The organism is Bartonella sp. CL436QHHD, assembly GCF_042195105.1.
Classification (GTDB): domain Bacteria; phylum Pseudomonadota; class Alphaproteobacteria; order Rhizobiales; family Rhizobiaceae; genus Bartonella.
Genome location: NZ_JBHINR010000032.1, coordinates 214776 through 230584 on the forward strand (window position 1 = coordinate 214776; position 15809 = coordinate 230584).

At 34.7% G+C, this 15809-nt stretch carries 14 protein-coding genes; 7 read left to right on the forward strand and 7 right to left on the reverse strand.

The window, feature by feature from the left end:
• The first annotated feature begins 89 nt into the window (after positions 1-89).
• Positions 90-953 (forward strand): endonuclease/exonuclease/phosphatase family protein, encoded by an 864-nt coding sequence (locus ACFIKN_RS04700; RefSeq protein WP_375643022.1) that lies wholly within the window; start codon positions 90-92, stop codon positions 951-953.
• 5 nt (positions 954-958) lie between these two features.
• Here the strand turns inward: ACFIKN_RS04700 and polA are convergent, their stop codons facing one another.
• From polA to ACFIKN_RS04730, 6 genes are all read right to left on the reverse strand, one after another.
• Positions 959-3868, reverse strand: coding sequence for a DNA polymerase I (gene polA, locus ACFIKN_RS04705; protein WP_375657982.1), 2910 nt, complete (start codon positions 3866-3868; stop codon positions 959-961).
• 300 nt (positions 3869-4168) lie between these two features.
• Complete coding sequence (dnaQ, locus tag ACFIKN_RS04710; protein WP_273790178.1) at positions 4169-4876, reverse strand: DNA polymerase III subunit epsilon; 708 nt, start codon at positions 4874-4876, stop codon at positions 4169-4171.
• A gap of 4 nt (positions 4877-4880) precedes the next feature.
• Positions 4881-5465, reverse strand: a complete 585-nt coding sequence (gene coaE / locus ACFIKN_RS04715) for a dephospho-CoA kinase (protein WP_273790177.1) — start codon at positions 5463-5465, stop codon at positions 4881-4883.
• Positions 5462-6334 carry a shikimate dehydrogenase gene (locus ACFIKN_RS04720; RefSeq protein ID WP_375611344.1) on the reverse strand — a complete coding sequence of 291 codons (873 nt, stop codon included), beginning with the start codon at positions 6332-6334 and terminating at the stop codon, positions 5462-5464. Before ACFIKN_RS04720 ends, coaE begins: the two co-directional genes overlap by 4 nt.
• Positions 6327-6923, reverse strand: coding sequence for a Maf family nucleotide pyrophosphatase (locus ACFIKN_RS04725; protein WP_375611343.1), 597 nt, complete (start codon positions 6921-6923; stop codon positions 6327-6329). The genes ACFIKN_RS04720 and ACFIKN_RS04725 overlap by 8 nt, the downstream gene beginning before the upstream one ends.
• Positions 6920-7759: a pyruvate, water dikinase regulatory protein gene (locus tag ACFIKN_RS04730; RefSeq protein ID WP_273790174.1), complete on the reverse strand. Its 840-nt coding sequence runs from the start codon at positions 7757-7759 to the stop codon at positions 6920-6922. Before ACFIKN_RS04730 ends, ACFIKN_RS04725 begins: the two co-directional genes overlap by 4 nt.
• 549 nt (positions 7760-8308) lie before the next feature.
• On the opposite strand from ACFIKN_RS04730, the gene rho reads away from it, so the two are divergent.
• The 6 genes from rho to ACFIKN_RS04760 all read left to right on the forward strand — a co-directional run bounded on the left by rho (position 8309) and on the right by ACFIKN_RS04760 (position 15276).
• Positions 8309-9574 (forward strand): transcription termination factor Rho, encoded by a 1266-nt coding sequence (rho, locus tag ACFIKN_RS04735; RefSeq protein WP_015857121.1) that lies wholly within the window; start codon positions 8309-8311, stop codon positions 9572-9574.
• A 31-nt stretch (positions 9575-9605) separates the two neighbouring features.
• Positions 9606-10913, forward strand: a complete 1308-nt coding sequence (mnmE, locus tag ACFIKN_RS04740; RefSeq protein ID WP_375657983.1) for a tRNA uridine-5-carboxymethylaminomethyl(34) synthesis GTPase MnmE — start codon at positions 9606-9608, stop codon at positions 10911-10913.
• Between the two features lie 106 nt (positions 10914-11019).
• Positions 11020-12888 (forward strand): tRNA uridine-5-carboxymethylaminomethyl(34) synthesis enzyme MnmG, encoded by a 1869-nt coding sequence (mnmG, locus tag ACFIKN_RS04745; protein WP_375657984.1) that lies wholly within the window; start codon positions 11020-11022, stop codon positions 12886-12888.
• Positions 12888-13535, forward strand: coding sequence for a 16S rRNA (guanine(527)-N(7))-methyltransferase RsmG (rsmG, locus tag ACFIKN_RS04750; protein WP_375630633.1), 648 nt, complete (start codon positions 12888-12890; stop codon positions 13533-13535). The genes mnmG and rsmG overlap by 1 nt, the downstream gene beginning before the upstream one ends.
• A 6-nt stretch (positions 13536-13541) precedes the next feature.
• The gene (locus ACFIKN_RS04755; protein ID WP_273790170.1) at positions 13542-14339 is read left to right on the forward strand and encodes a ParA family protein; all 798 of its coding nucleotides are present in this window, start codon (positions 13542-13544) and stop codon (positions 14337-14339) included.
• Between the two features lie 40 nt (positions 14340-14379).
• A complete protein-coding gene (locus ACFIKN_RS04760; RefSeq protein WP_273790169.1) occupies positions 14380-15276 on the forward strand; it encodes a ParB/RepB/Spo0J family partition protein in 897 nt (298 codons plus the stop codon).
• A gap of 21 nt (positions 15277-15297) precedes the next feature.
• Here the strand turns inward: ACFIKN_RS04760 and ACFIKN_RS04765 are convergent, their stop codons facing one another.
• A complete protein-coding gene (locus ACFIKN_RS04765; protein ID WP_375630635.1) occupies positions 15298-15765 on the reverse strand; it encodes a hypothetical protein in 468 nt (155 codons plus the stop codon).
• Positions 15766-15809 lie beyond the last annotated feature (44 nt).

Below are 15809 nucleotides of genomic sequence, written 5' to 3' on the forward strand. Positions count from 1 at the left end.
AAGAACCTTGTTTCTAAAAGAGACAAGGTTCTTTTGTTTTTAGTGTAAGTCTTTACCCTTGGCCTCTTAGGGACTATTCTTTTCGTAAAATGACAAAAATACCTTATAAGCAAAAATTCCCTTGGTTTACCGGTTTTATCCAACAAAAACTCCACAGCTCCCTTTTTAATGCAATTCACAGCCGCTCTCATCATCAATCAAACATCATCAATCAAAATAGTAATTATGATCTGACCGTTGCTTCCTATAATGTGCATAAATGTGTAGGTGTTGATAAAATTTTTAATCCTACAAGAATTGTCCGTGTTATTACTGAATTACAAGTTGATATTCTTGCTCTTCAAGAAGCAGATAAACGTTTTGGGGAACGCATTGGTTTGATTAATCTTCAGCTATTAAAAGCTGAAACCGGTTTGATTCCTGTACCTCTTAATACTATGTCACCTCATGGCCATGGTTGGCATGGGAATGCTCTTTTTTTGCGAAAGGGATATGTACGTGATACTTTACAAGTCACTCTTCCTAGTATTGAACCACGTGGGGCTGTAGTTGTAGAGTTGGAAATGGAAGCAGGCCCTATTCGTATTATTGCGGCTCATTTTGGCTTATTACGTTACTCTCGTAAACAACAAACAAAAATGCTCCTTGAAATTTTCCAAAAACGCCCCCTTATGCCTACACTCCTTATAGGAGATTTTAATGAATGGCGGATGGGAAAAGGCTCATCTTTAAATCATTTTTCTCCCTATTTTGATAGCACTTTTGAAGTTGTACCAAGCTTTCCCTCTCGCTTTCCTTTTTTAGCCCTTGATAGAGTTTTTTCTTTTCCCCACCAATTGGTAACAAGTATTGAAAATCATCATTCACCGCTTGCACGCATTGCTTCAGATCATTTGCCTATCAAAGCCTATCTTAATCTTTCTAACGCAATCAACATTCTTAAAAATAAATAAAAAAATTAATGTGCCTCATCCCAATTTTGAGCCGTCATGACTTTTACTTCAAGCGGTACAGATAAAGATAGAACCGGTATTGTAGCATTTTCCATAACATTTTTAACAACAGTCATGGTTTTTTTACTTTCTTCTTCTGGTACTTCAAAAATCAGTTCATCATGCACTTGCAGCAACATTTTTGCTGATAGTTTTTCTTCTTTTAAAGCATCTTCCATATGTATCATAGCGCGGCGAATAATATCGGCCGCAGAACCTTGAATTGGAGCATTGATAGCTGCTCGCTCATTAAGAGAACGAATTTTTACATTCTTTGCTTTTATTTCTGGATAATGGATACGACGTCCAAAGATTGTTTCTACATAACCATTTTCACGTGCAAAGATTTTAGTTTTCTCCATATAATCTTTAATTCCTGGAAATCTTTCAAAATACAGTTGAATATAACGACCCGCTTCTTGGCGTGAAATTCCCAATTGATTAGCTAATCCAAAAGCTGAAATACCATAAATAATACCAAAATTAATCGCTTTTGCACGCCGTCGTATATCTGAATGCATTCCTTCTATCGCAACACCAAACATTTGTGATGCCGTTATAGCGTGAATATCATGCCCTTTAGCAAAAGCTTCTTTTAATGCTTTTATATCCGCAATATGTGCAAGAATGCGCAACTCAATCTGACTATAATCAGCAGAAAGTAACACACGTCCTTTGGGAGCAATAAAAGCTGTTCGGATTTTACGCCCTTCAGCAGTTCGCACTGGAATATTTTGCAAATTTGGCTCTGATGATGATAACCGACCTGTTGATGTTATTGCCAAAGAATAATTCGTGTGAACTCGCCCTGTTTTTGAAAAAATATAAGAAGGCAAGGCATCTGTATAGGTAGATTTTAGCTTTGCAAGTTGACGCCACTCAATAATTTTACGCGGTAAAATATGACCTTCAGCAGCCAACTCTTCTAAGGTCTGTGCAGAAGTTGACCATTGTCCACCCTTAGTTTTGGCGCCTCCAGGCAATCCCATTTTGCCAAAAAGGATATCCCCTAATTGCTTTGGCGAAGCAATATTAAACTTTTCATCAGCTTGTTTATAAATTTCCTCTTCTAGAATCAAAGCAGCTTGTGCCAACTCTCCAGAAAGACGCAATAAAATCTGCCTATCAATAAGAATCCCCCGTTCTTCCATTCTTGCAAGAACTTTTACAAGGGGTCGATCAAGACGCTCATAAATTTTTGTCATCCCACGAGCAACAAGTTGTGGTTTCAATACTTGCCAAAGGCGTAGCTTTATATCAGCATCTTCCGCCGCATAAAGGGTTGCTTGTTTTAAATCTACTTGTGCAAAAGAAGTAATTTTTTTTCCGTTATGCGTTAAATCTTTATAGGCAATTGGTTTATGCTCAAGCCAACGTTCAGACAAATCATCCATATTATGGGTTAAAGTTCCAGCATCAAAAGCATATGATAAAAGCATGGTGTCGTCAAAAGAGCTTATCATAATGTCGTATTGCTTCATCACCAACCAATCATATTTTATATTATGACCAATTTTTAACACCGCTGAATCTTCTAATATCGGTTTTAAAAGTGCTAAAGCTTTTCGGGCCTCAATCTGTGAGGCAATGCGCCCGCCCCTCAAAAGGTCCTCTTCTCCTTCATCAAAATGTTCAAGAGGTATATAAGCTGCTTTTTCCGGCTGTAATGCAAGTGAAAAACCAACAAGCTTTGCTTGCATCGGATCAAGAGATGTTGTTTTAGTATCAAAAGCGAAAAAACCCTGCTCTTGTGCTTGTGATAACCACTCTTTTAAAATTTTCTCATCAAGAATTGTTGTATAAGCAGCTCTTGTAATTTTTTGAGTCAGCGCTTGATCTTTACGTTTTTGTGCAAAAACTTGTGGAGAATTTTCAGAAAAACTATGAAGAGATGCGTGCTCAGTATTCTTGATCTCAGAATCATGCCTGGGGCTTAGTTTTTCCCATTCAACATCTATATCAAGTGCGTCAATAACAGCTGCATCGCATGACGTTGCCTCTGCCACGCGACGCGTTAATGTTGAAAACTCCATCGCTTTCAAAAAAGCAATTAAACGTGGACCATCTTGTGGCTCCAAAACAAAATCATCTAAATCATTATCTATAGGAACATCTGTTTTAAGCCTGACAAGTTCACGAGACATTTTAACTTGTTCTCTATAAGCTTGAATGTTTTCACGCCGTTTTGTTTGTTTAATTTCTGTTACGCGCTGCAATAAAAGATCAAGAGAACCAAATTCATTTAACAACTGAGCTGCAGTTTTTGGACCAATGCCTGGAATACCCGGTACATTATCTGTTGAATCTCCAATTAATGCTTGTAAATCAATCATTTTTTCAGGCGCAACACCCCATTTTTCTATAACTTCTGAGATACCTATATGCTTATCTTTCATTCCATCATACAAAGATACATGCGTATTTACGAGTTGCATAAGATCCTTATCAGAAGAAATAATGGTTGTTTTTGCCCCAACCTTTGTTGCAAATTTTGCATAGGTAGCAATTAAATCATCCGCTTCAAAGCCTTCCTTTTCAATACAAGGCAAATTAAAAGCCTTCGTTGCTTGGCGTATTAGCGCGAATTGAGGAATTAGATCTTCAGGAGGTTCAGCGCGATTCGCTTTATATTCAGGATAAATTTGTTTCCGAAAAGTATCAGATGAATAATCAAAAATAACAGCAAAATGTGTTGGAACAACACCCGTAGCTGTATTACGAGCATCACATAGTAATTTCCATAACATATTGCAAAAACCAGCTACTGCTCCTACAGGAAGTCCATCCTTTTTACGTTTTAAAGGCGGCAAAGCATAATAAGCACGAAAAACATAGCCTGATCCGTCAACCAAAAAAAGATGATCTGTTGCTTTCATTACAATTTTTTCTCCATTTCAGCTAAAAAAAACAATTTGTCCTTATATATTTTTTCACTTTGCCTCTAAAAAGCCATTTTTTCTTTTCATAAGACATGAAGTCGTTGCACTTTATATTAAGTACCTAGAGCTTTTCTTTGCTGTTACAGGATTAATAGCTTTCATTTTGCTCCTCCTATGATAGCTGAGGTACGATGTAGCGACAGGGTCGTTGTGGTGTTCCCCTCCCCACAACGACCGTTTTTTTTGACATCGATATTCTTTAATTTCAATCGTGACTTTTTTAGAGAAAAGATGATGTTATTCATGAATTTTGAAATTATTCCACAGAGCTTTTTCACCCATTTTGTAGATAAAATCAGCGTGTAACTTTTTTTCTTGCGTACTCAATCTTGAAGGTAAAGCCTGTGGGCGAATTTTAACGGCATAAGATGTATCTTTATCATTCTGGATATGTTCATCAACACCCCTTCTGTTATCAAAACCCAATACACCTTGTTTTCCACCGATAAGCTCAATATAAACATCGGCTAGAATCTCTGCATCAAGCAAAGCACCATGAAGAACACGATGGCTGTTATCAATTCCAAAACGTTTGCATAAAATATCAAGAGAATTAGGACCCATAGGAAATTTACGCCGCGCCATAGCCAGTGTATCAAGAATATTATCAACACTGATAAGCGGTTTGTTGACACGTTTTAATTCTGCATTAATAAAACCAATATCAAAACTCGCATTATGCGCAATCATTGTCGCGTCTTTGATAAATTCTAAAAACTCATCAACAATATCACTAAAACTTTTCTCGTTTTTTAGGCGTTCATTGGTTAATCCGTGAATTGCTACAACTTCATCAGGAATAATAACGCCTTCAGGGTTTAAATAAACATGAAATTGGCGTCCTGTGAGATAACGATCAACCATTTCTACACAACCAATTTCGATTATGCGATCTTTTTCTTTATCTAAACCTGTTGTTTCTGTATCAAAAATAATTTCCCGCATAACTTCAATTCTTTAGTTTTTTTATTACATCAAAAACCTGTTGACGTGTATTCTCTAAATCTTTCCCTGTATCAATAATAAAATCAGCACGTTCTCGTTTTTTTTCATCTGGCATTTGTTGAGCATTGATAAAGGCAAATTTTTTCTCATTCATACCTTGGCGAATCATGACACGTTCTTTTTGTATTTCTGGTGGAGCAGAAACAACAATAACGCTATCCACACGACTTTCACCATTTTTTTCAAACAAAAGTGGAATATCAAGAATAACGAATTTTTTCCCTTGTTCACGCGCTATATCAATAAATTCCCTTTCTTTTTCTTGCACCAAAGGATGAATTATTTTTTCTAATGTTTGTAATTTTTCTTTATCATCAATCAAAATTTCAGAAAGTTTCAAACGGTTAACTTCACCGTTTTCAACAACACCAGGAAAAATACGCTCTATGAATGACAAAGCTGGCTCACTTTTATAAAGCTGTTTTACTGCTTCATCAGCACTAAAAACAGAAATACCCGCTTGCTTGAAAAAATCAGCAACTGTTGATTTTCCCATAGCAATTGATCCCGTTAATCCTATGATCTTCATTCTCTTTTTTCACTCATATCCTCTAAAATAGCTGTCCGTAAAGCTTTTGTTACCTGTGGTCTTATTCCAAACCACTGTTCAAACCCTATAACAGCCTGATGTAGAAGCATCCCAAGTCCATCAACCGTCTTGAGATCACAAGCCTTTGCCTGTTGTAAAAAAGGAGTTATCAATGGTGTATAAATAATATCTGTTACTAACGCCGTTTTTTTTGCTTTATGAAAATCGCAAAAAAAAGAATCACTTTTTTCTTCTGGACTTTTTATGCCAATAGAGGTTGTATTAACAATCAAATCAACTTGATGAAGTATTTCATGGATTTTATGCCAATCGTAAACTTTAATGATTTTTCCAAAATGCTGAGCTAAATTATCAGCGCGTTGTTTTGTACGGTTAATCAAATAAATCTGTTCAAATCCGCGTTTTTTTAAGGCATATATGATAGCGCGTGCGGCACCACCTGCTCCAAAAACAAGAGCTGTTTCCCCTCCCCAATCAGATGCAAAATCATCAAGATTAGCGCTAAAACCATAGGCATCACTATTCGTGGCACAAAGCTTATCTCCTTCATACCAAAGTGTATTAACAGCACCAATCATTGTTGCTCTCTCATCTTTATAATCTGCTAAACGAAAAGCTTCCTGTTTATAAGGCAAAGTAACATTTCCTCCACAAAAGCCTATTTTTTGTAAAGACGCAATAAAATGACTGAATTCTTCAGATGTTACTTCTTGTGCAATATATTCTCCTTGTAAACCATATTGTTTAAGCCAAAAATTGTGAATTTTTGGCGATTTTGAATGATGAATTGGAGAACCAACAACAAAAGCACGCGGATAATTTGTTTTTTTTATTGTTAAGTCAACCATCAATAATTCCTAAGTGACGCAGTTTTATGAGCAGAGGCAGTAAAGGTAAACCAACAATGGTAAAAAAATCTCCTTCAATTTTTTCAAAGAGATGAATTCCTTCTCCTTCAATTTGATATACTCCCACGCTGTTTAAAACATCTTTTCCTACGCGTGCTAAATAACGTTCAATAAATTCTGATGAGAGTAAACGAACGGACATATGTGCACTAAAAGCTTCAACCCAAATTTTTTGACCATTTTTAAATAAAGCTACCGCACTATGAAGAGAATGGGTTTTTCCTGATAATTCACATAAACGTTGATGTGCTTCTTTAATATTTGTTGCTTTGTGAAAAACTTGACCTTCAAAATCAAGAACTTGATCACAACCAATAACGAAAGCATCAGGAAAACGATCTGAAACATTTTTTGCTTTTGCGCTCGCAAGAAAACAGCTGAGTTCTTTAGGTGTTTTTTCTTTTGCTTTTTTTTCTACTTCTCTTTCATCAAAAGAAGCTCCTTCAATGGAAAAATTTAAGCCTGCTTTTTTTAATAATTTTGCACGATAAAAACTAAGAGATGCTAATATTAACGTATCTGCGTTCATGAGAATTTTCTCTCATTTCCTTCACGAAATCGTGATAACAGTTCAAATATTGCAGCAGCAGTTTCTTCAATAGAACGTCTTGTGACATCAATAATAGGCCAACCAAAACGTTCGCAAATGCGTTTTGCATAGATTAATTCTTCAGCTATGTTGATACGATTTGTATAATTATCAAGAGCAAAACTTTCTCCCAAATCTCGATTTTGGCGGATATGTGAGATTCTTTCAGCTGAAGCAATTAAACCAATAATTAAAGAATTTTTTGCCTCTAAAAGGGATTCTGGCAAATCAATATTAGGAATAAGAGGAATATTAGCCGTTTTTATTCCGCGATTTGCTAAATAGATACTTGTTGGCGTTTTAGAGGTTCTTGAAATTCCCACAAGAATCACATCTGCTTCGGATAAGCTACTGGAAGACTGTCCATCATCATGCTCTATTGTAAAATCCAGTGCCTCAATACGGCGAAAATAATCCGCATTAAGATCATGTTGTGCGCTCGCACGTAAATGTGTTGGCATTCCAAGGTAAGACTGAAAAGCATTTAAAACAGGATGTAATATATCAATACAGGGAACTTTTATTTTTTTACACATTTTTTGAAGGAGAAGTTTAAATTCTTCATCAATCATTGTGTAAAGAACAATACCTGGTTCTTGTTGTATTTCATCAAGAGCTTTTTGTAACTGTATTCTATTACGAATCATAGGATAGATATGCTCTGTTGCCTGACTCATTGCATATTGCGATGCTACAGCTCTTCCAACAGAGATTAATGTTTCTCCCGTTGCATCAGAAAGCATGTGTAAATGAAAGAATTTTTTTTCTTTTGTCACAAAAATTTTAACTCCTTGTTAAGACATGTGTATATATCTTCACCATTTTTTATAAAACTAAAATTTAGGAAAAATTCTCCTTTTTTATGCACAAATTAAATGCTTGTGATAATTTAATCCCTCTTATAAAAAAAGAGGGGATAATATCTTTAAGATAGTGTTATTTTTATTCTTTTTTCACTTCCTTTTGTGGATAAAATTGAGGATAAATAATAATCCACACTAAACACAGTTATAAATAAGAATAATCCTTTCTTTAATATAAATTTATTAATATAAATTTCTGTAAAAATACTTTTGAATAGCATTTCATTAATGCTATAAATTTAACTTACATTTTTGTTATTAAAATAATTAAATACTATTTGGATTTTATATTTTTTCAAGTTTTTCATATAATTACTTAATATTACAGGAATAAATTTCATATAAATGGTACTTGCAGATTAAAAAAATTGAGTGTAGAATATTTTTTTCTTAATAATATTTCACTCATAAATTTCCATAAATTATTTAGAACAATCTTCTCCATTACAAAGAGCATATTTCATGCAAAAAATGAAACTACAAGAACTTAAAAGCAAAAATCCCGTTGAGCTTGTTTCTTTTGCTGAAACATTAGAAGTTGAAAATGCCTCCCTTATGCGCAAACAAGAATTAATGTTTGCTATCTTGAAAAAACTTGCTCTACAAGATGTAGAAATTATAGGAGAGGGTGTTGTTGAAGTTTTACAAGACGGATTTGGATTCTTGAGATCTGCTGATGCTAATTATCTTCCTGGTCCTGATGATATTTATCTTTCACCTGCACAAATACAGTCGTTTTCTTTAAAGACAGGTGATACAATTGAAGGCCCTATACGCAGTCCAAAAGAGGGAGAACGTTATTTTGCTCTCCTTAAAATTAATACAATTAATTTTGAAAAACCTGAAAAGATTCGTTATAAAATTCACTTTGATAATCTTACTCCTCTTTATTCAAATGAACGTTTCCAAATGGAAATACAAGATCCTACAGAGAAAGATATGTCATCACGCGTGATTGATTTGATATCTCCATTGGGAAAAGGACAAAGAGGGTTAATTGTAGCTCCTCCTCGGACGGGAAAAACAGTTTTACTTCAAAATATTGCTCATTCTATTACCACTAATCATCCTGAATGTTATCTCATTGTTCTTTTAATCGATGAACGACCAGAAGAAGTTACTGATATGCAGCGTTCAGTGAAAGGAGAAGTGGTTTCTTCTACTTTTGATGAACCAGCAATACGTCACGTACAAGTGGCAGAAATGGTCATTGAAAAAGCCAAACGTCTCGTTGAATATGGGCGTGATGTTGTTATTCTTCTCGATTCTATTACACGTCTTGGGCGTGCATATAATACAGTTGTTCCTTCTTCGGGTAAAGTTTTAACAGGTGGTGTGGATGCAAATGCTCTCCAGCGTCCAAAACGTTTTTTTGGTGCAGCACGTAATATTGAAGAAGGCGGATCTTTAACCATTATTGCAACGGCTTTGATTGATACAGGAAGTCGTATGGATGAGGTTATTTTTGAAGAATTTAAAGGAACAGGTAATTCGGAAATTGTTCTTGATCGAAAAGTTGCTGATAAGCGTATTTTCCCTGCTATGGATATTTTAAAGTCAGGAACGCGTAAGGAAGAACTTCTGGTAGAACGACAAGATTTACACAAAATTTTTGTTCTTCGTCGTATTTTAGCATCTATGAATGTAACAGATGCAATTGAATTTTTGATTGATAAATTAAAGCAAACAAAAAACAATAGTGAATTTTTTGATTCAATGAATACGTAGAGTCATTAAAGTTTTTATTAGGATAAAACCTGTGGATACAATCTTTGCTGTTTCGAGTGGATTGTTACCTTCAGGGGTTGCAGTCATTCGGCTTTCTGGTCCTCATGTTGTAGATATAGTTAAAACGCTTTGTGGTCGTTTACCTAAAGCACGTTTTATGCATTATGGAAATCTTACTGCTCGTGATGGTAGTTTTTTAGATTCTGGTTTAACTGTTTTTTTTCCTGCTCCTCATAGTTTTACGGGGGAAGATTGTGCAGAATTCCATTTACATGGAGGAAAAGCCGTCGTTAATCGTTTTCTCGATGAATTGTCGACATTTTCTGGATGCCGTATTGCAGAGGCAGGTGAATTTTCACGTCGCGCTTTTATGGAAGGAAAATTAGATCTTGTTCAAGCAGAAGGTCTTGCTGATTTAATAGAAGCAGAAACGGAAAGCCAACGGCGTTTAGCTGTTATGGGTACAAGTGGACATTTAACGACGCTTTATCGTGATTGGCGTCATAAGCTTATGAAGGCGCGTGCTTTTATTGAGGCAGAACTTGATTTTGTTGATGAAGCAGATATTCCCAACGCAATATCTGATAAAGTTTGGAAAGATATTGAAGATCTTTGTACCTCTCTTCGAGAATATATTACTGAAGGAGAGCGTGCGAGTATTTTACGTGATGGATTAAAAATTGTTATTGCTGGTGCTCCTAATTCTGGAAAATCAAGCATTATGAATCGTCTTTCAGGAAGATCTGTTGCTATTGTAACGGAAGAAGCAGGAACAACCCGTGATGCTTTAGAAATGAGAATTATTCTTGGTGGTTTACCTATTTTTTTAACGGATACTGCTGGTTTTAGAAAAACAGAAAATAAAATAGAACAGATGGGAATAGAAGTTGCTAAACAGCATGTTATGGAAGCTGATTTGGTTATTTTGGTTTATGATATAGGAAATCCTAAGCAGGTTGATTTACCAGAAACATCGGCTGAAATATGGTGTGTTGGCAATAAGCTTGATCTTTATGAAAAAAATGATCAGCGTTGGTCTATACAAGTTTCCGCATTAACTGGTTTAAATTTTGATTATTTTATAAAAGAACTTGAATCATTTTGTCATCATCGTGCTTCTGAAATTGGAAATATTGTTCCAGCACGTAAAAGACAACTTCAATTGTTAAAGGAGGCTGTTAAAGAGATTGAATTTTCTCTTAATTATCATTCTCTTGATCTCAGTTTACGTGCAGAACATCTCCGTTGTGCAAGTGATTTTCTTGGTAAAATTACAGGAGATATTGATGTTGAAGATTTGCTTGATATTATTTTTTCAGAATTTTGTGTTGGTAAATAATGATTCACGTGAAACATTGATTATTTCATAGACAGATTATAAAGATTATGTAATTTATATATTGTTTCACGTGAAACCTTAGAATATTTTCTACGGAATGAATTAAATGCAATCATATGATGTTGTTATTGTTGGTGGTGGTCATGCTGGCTGTGAGGCAGCTTCAGCTTCAGCGCGTGTAGGAGCCAAAACAGCGCTTGTTACACATAAAATATCAGTATTGGGAACAATGTCGTGTAATCCTGCTATTGGTGGACTTGGAAAAGGGCATCTAGTTCGTGAAATAGATGCATTAGATGGTCTCATGGGAAGAGCAGCAGATGCTGCTGGAATTCAGTTTAGACTACTTAATAGACGTAAAGGACCGGCAGTAAGAGGACCACGAACACAGGCAGATAGACAACTTTATAAAAAAGAAATTCAAAAATTATTAAAAGAACAAGAAAATCTTACTCTTATTGAGGATGAAGTTATTGATCTGGTTGTTAAAGATAATTGTGTATCAGGTGTTATTTTAAAAAAACAAGGAATAATTTTATCTGGTGCTGTTGTTTTAACAACAGGGACATTTTTAAATGGCTTTATTCATATTGGTGATAAAACATGGGCTGCTGGACGTATGGGGGATCAGTCAAGTGTAAAACTTGCTAAACGTTTAAAAAATTATCATATAAAACTTGGTCGATTAAAAACAGGAACCCCTGCTCGTTTGAGTAAAAAAACAATTGCTTGGGATTATCTTCCAAAACAACAAGCAGATGAAAATCCCATTCCCTTTTCTCTTTTAACAGAGAAAATTGAACAACCACAAATTGAATGTGCAATAACACGTACAAATGAGAAAACACATCAAATTATTCGCGAGAATATTTATCGTTCTGCTTTATATTCTGGAAATATTGAAGGGTTAGGACCACGTTATTGTCCTTCTGTTGAAGATAAAATTGTTAAATTTGGAGAACGTGATGGACATCAGATTTTTCTAGAACCAGAAGGATTAAATGATGATACCGTTTATCCAAATGGTCTTTCTACTTCTCTTCCTGAAGATGTGCAAATTTCTCTATTGAAAACCATTGAAGGATTGGAAAATGCTATAGTTTTGCAACCTGGTTATGCTATTGAATATGATTTTGTTAATCCACAACAATTAACGAGAAGCTTAGAATTACGCTCTTTACCAGGTTTATTTTTAGCAGGACAAATTAATGGTACAACAGGATATGAGGAAGCAGCAGCACAAGGACTTTTAGCTGGATTAAATGCTGCACGTAAAGTAGGTAAATTAGATGAAATACTTATAAGTCGATCTACGGCTTATATTGGTGTTATGGTTGATGATTTGGTTTCACGTGGTGTTTGTGAACCTTATAGGATGTTTACATCACGTGCCGAATTTCGTTTATCTTTACGATCTGATAATGCTGATACGCGTTTAACACCTTTGGCACAAAAATGGGGTATTGTGAGTAAAATACGTTGGGAATGTTATCAGAAAAAACAACAACGGCTTGATCAAGCACGATCAATATGTCAAAATATTTTTTTTACACCTAATGAAGCTTCTGCTCATGGATTACATGTTAATCATGATGGAATTCGGCGTTCGGCTTATGATTTTCTTGCTTATCCTCATATGACCTTAGAGCGTCTTTCAGATTTTTGGCCACAATTACAAAAAATTGATTCTAAAACAGCAGAATCTTTAGAAATTGAAGCACAATATGCGGTTTATTTAGATAAACAAGCACAAGATATTGCTTCTCTTCAGAGAGATGAGCGTTTAGAAATTCCTTCTTCTCTTGATATTCAGGCAATTTCAGGTCTTTCAAATGAACTTAAATCAAAAATTAAAGAAGTATCGCCGCGTTCAATTGCTGATGCACAAAAAATTGATGGCATGACACCCGCTGCTTTATCTCTTATTATTACATATATTCAACGTCAACGACGTGAAAAGGCTAAAACAGCTTAATGGATTTTTCTATAGAAAAAAAATATCAACAATTATTAAATATTGTTCCTTCTGTTTCACGTGAAACAATGGAAAATTTAATTCAGTTTGAGTCTTTAATACTTCAATGGAATGCGCATATTAATTTGATATCTGCTACAACAATACCAGATCTATGGACACGACATATTCTAGATTCAGCACAAATTTTTCCTTTGTATGCTCATTCTTTACATTGGTGTGATTTAGGATCAGGAGGAGGTTTTCCTGCAATTGTGATTGCTATCTTTTTGAAAGAAAAAAAAGAAGGACATATTAATCTTGTTGAAAGTAATGGGAAAAAAGTTGCTTTTTTGCGAACAGTTATTGCTCAACTTAATCTTCCAGCAACGGTTTATCACGCTAGGATTGAAGATATATATCAAAAAATTCCCATGTCTGATATTATAACGGCACGGGGATTAGCGCCGCTTAATACTCTTTTACAACTTATTTTTCCTTTATTAACAGAAAAAACTATAGCTCTTTTGCAAAAAGGTCGGGATTACGCTACAGAAATAAAAAATGCCTCTGCCAATTGGCACTTTGATCTGTTAAAACATAAAAGTAAAGTTGATGAAAATTCTGTTATTTTGGAAATTTCTCATATTCGATCATATAGAGGGTAGAGCAAAATGAGCGAAACACGAATTATCGCTATTGCAAACCAAAAGGGTGGAGTCGGAAAAACAACCACAGCAATTAATCTTGCAACAGCTTTAGCAGCCATTGGTGAAAATGTTCTTATTATGGATGTTGATCCACAAGGTAATGCAAGTACTGGTTTGGGGATTGATCGTAATAGCCGTCCTTTATCGTCTTATGATGTTTTGGTTTCGGGCGTTTCAATTACACAGGCGGCTTTAAAGACAGCTGTACCCAATCTTTATATAGTTCCCTCTACACTTGATCTCTTAGGTGTGGAAATGGAAATTTCTTCATCAAAAGATCGCATACAACGCTTACGTAAAGCTCTCTATGATGATCCGGAAATGGAAAAAAAATTCAATTATATTTTAATTGATTGTCCTCCCTCCCTTAATCTTTTAACACTTAATGCTATGGGGGCCGCGGATTCTGTTTTGGTACCTATGCAGTGTGAATTTTTAGCACTTGAAGGTTTAAGTCAATTACTTGAAACAGTAAAACAAGTGCGATCCGTACTTAATCCATCTTTAGAAATCCAAGGTATTGTTCTAACAATGTATGATGGACGTAATAACCTTTCAAATCAAGTTGTTGAAGATGTACGTTCTTTTATGGGAGATAAAGTTTATCGTACTGTTATTCCACGAAATGTAAGAGTATCAGAAGCACCTTCTTTTGGAAAACCTGTATTGCTTTATGATCTCAAATGTGCTGGAAGCCAAGCTTATTTGCGTCTAGCATCAGAAATGATACAACGTGAAAAACAAGCACGCGCTGCTGCTTAAAAATATAAAAAAATAATCTAAAAATTCAAAGAGAAAAATTATGAATGATGATCTCTCAAAAAAAAGACTAGGACGTGGATTAGCTGCATTGATTGGAGATATCAATTTAAACAACAATATTGCACGTTCATCAAGCTTTGATAAATTAAATGAATCCGGTAGTATTTCTGAGCGATTTATTTCTATTGAATCTATTTCATGTAATCCTCACAATCCTCGGCGTCATTTTACTGAAACAGAGCTTGATAATTTGGCACAATCAATTCGTCAACACGGTGTGGTTCAACCGGTTATTGTAAGGCCTTTAAGAGATCATCCTCATCGGTTTGAATTGATTGCGGGTGAACGGCGCTGGCGTGCAGCACAACGTGCAAATTTAAGTCAATTACCCGTTATTATTCGTGATGTGGACGATAAAACCGCTTTGGAATTGGCTATTATTGAAAATGTTCAGCGGGCAGATCTTAATCCTATCGAAGAAGCAAAAGGATATGAGATGCTTTTGAATGAGCATGATTATACACAAGTAGATTTAGCACAAGTTATTGGAAAAAGTCGTAGTCATGTTGCAAATACGCTTCGTTTATTAAAACTTCCAGAAAGAGTACAACAATTCTTAACGGATGGACAACTTTCTGCTGGTCATGCACGTTGTCTTATAACCGTTGATGATCCACAAAATTTAGCTGAGAAAATTATTCGTGAAGGGCTTTCAGTACGTCAAACAGAAATACTTGCATATGAGAAAGCCAATCCTAAAACTAAAAAGCGTACCAATACGGAAAAAGATGCTGAAACAAAATCTTTAGAAAAATTACTTGCAGATGTGATAGGAATGAAAGTTATTATTCGACATGGTAAAAAAGGTGGCGATTTAAAAATACATTACTCTTCATTAGAACAATTAGATGAAATTTGTCGGCGTTTACAAAGTTAATCAATTGTTCTAAAAAGATTTTTAACAGTTATCTCTTAAAATTTGGATTATTCTATACATATGTTCTTTAACAAATTCTAGATTTCTTGAAGGTAAAGAGTTTTTTTCATAAGTATAATTTTCCTCATCAGTAAGTACATATAATGTCGCTTTAAGTGCTAGGTGAGCAACAACAAAATCTTTTGGTGTGATATTATTTTCTTTTAAAATATTCACAAGTTTTGGATTATTAGAAATATAGGCAGCATATTTTTCAATATGATCATCATAAGTATTGATATCACTTTTTGTATTTGTTTGTTCTGGTTCTGAAGATAAATTTCTACATTCTGCTTTGATTTTTTCCAGCTTTAAAAGAATATCTTCTGTTAAGGGATAATTTGCAATGAAAGTCGGTATAAAAGAAGGATCATCTATTTCTTGTTTTTTTTCTTGAGCGTATGATACAAAAGGAAAAATGAAGAAAAAACACAATAGAAGTTTAAACATGACTAAAAATTATCCTTTCTTTTTTGAATTTCAATAAATACTTT

What these genes read in the sequence shown, in the direction of transcription:
- mnmG (WP_375657984.1), top strand. Translation starts at nt 11,020, where the DNA reads ATGCAATCATATGATGTTGTTATTGTTGGTGGTGGTCATGCTGGCTGT.
- ACFIKN_RS04700 (WP_375643022.1), top strand. Translation starts at nt 90, where the DNA reads ATGACAAAAATACCTTATAAGCAAAAATTCCCTTGGTTTACCGGTTTT.
- ACFIKN_RS04725 (WP_375611343.1), bottom strand. Translation starts at nt 6,923, where the DNA reads ATGAACGCAGATACGTTAATATTAGCATCTCTTAGTTTTTATCGTGCA.
- polA (WP_375657982.1), bottom strand. Translation starts at nt 3,868, where the DNA reads ATGAAAGCAACAGATCATCTTTTTTTGGTTGACGGATCAGGCTATGTT.
- coaE (WP_273790177.1), bottom strand. Translation starts at nt 5,465, where the DNA reads ATGAAGATCATAGGATTAACGGGATCAATTGCTATGGGAAAATCAACA.
- ACFIKN_RS04755 (WP_273790170.1), top strand. Translation starts at nt 13,542, where the DNA reads ATGAGCGAAACACGAATTATCGCTATTGCAAACCAAAAGGGTGGAGTC.
- dnaQ (WP_273790178.1), bottom strand. Translation starts at nt 4,876, where the DNA reads ATGCGGGAAATTATTTTTGATACAGAAACAACAGGTTTAGATAAAGAA.
- ACFIKN_RS04765 (WP_375630635.1), bottom strand. Translation starts at nt 15,765, where the DNA reads ATGTTTAAACTTCTATTGTGTTTTTTCTTCATTTTTCCTTTTGTATCA.
- rho (WP_015857121.1), top strand. Translation starts at nt 8,309, where the DNA reads ATGCAAAAAATGAAACTACAAGAACTTAAAAGCAAAAATCCCGTTGAG.
- ACFIKN_RS04760 (WP_273790169.1), top strand. Translation starts at nt 14,380, where the DNA reads ATGAATGATGATCTCTCAAAAAAAAGACTAGGACGTGGATTAGCTGCA.
- ACFIKN_RS04720 (WP_375611344.1), bottom strand. Translation starts at nt 6,334, where the DNA reads ATGGTTGACTTAACAATAAAAAAAACAAATTATCCGCGTGCTTTTGTT.
- rsmG (WP_375630633.1), top strand. Translation starts at nt 12,888, where the DNA reads ATGGATTTTTCTATAGAAAAAAAATATCAACAATTATTAAATATTGTT.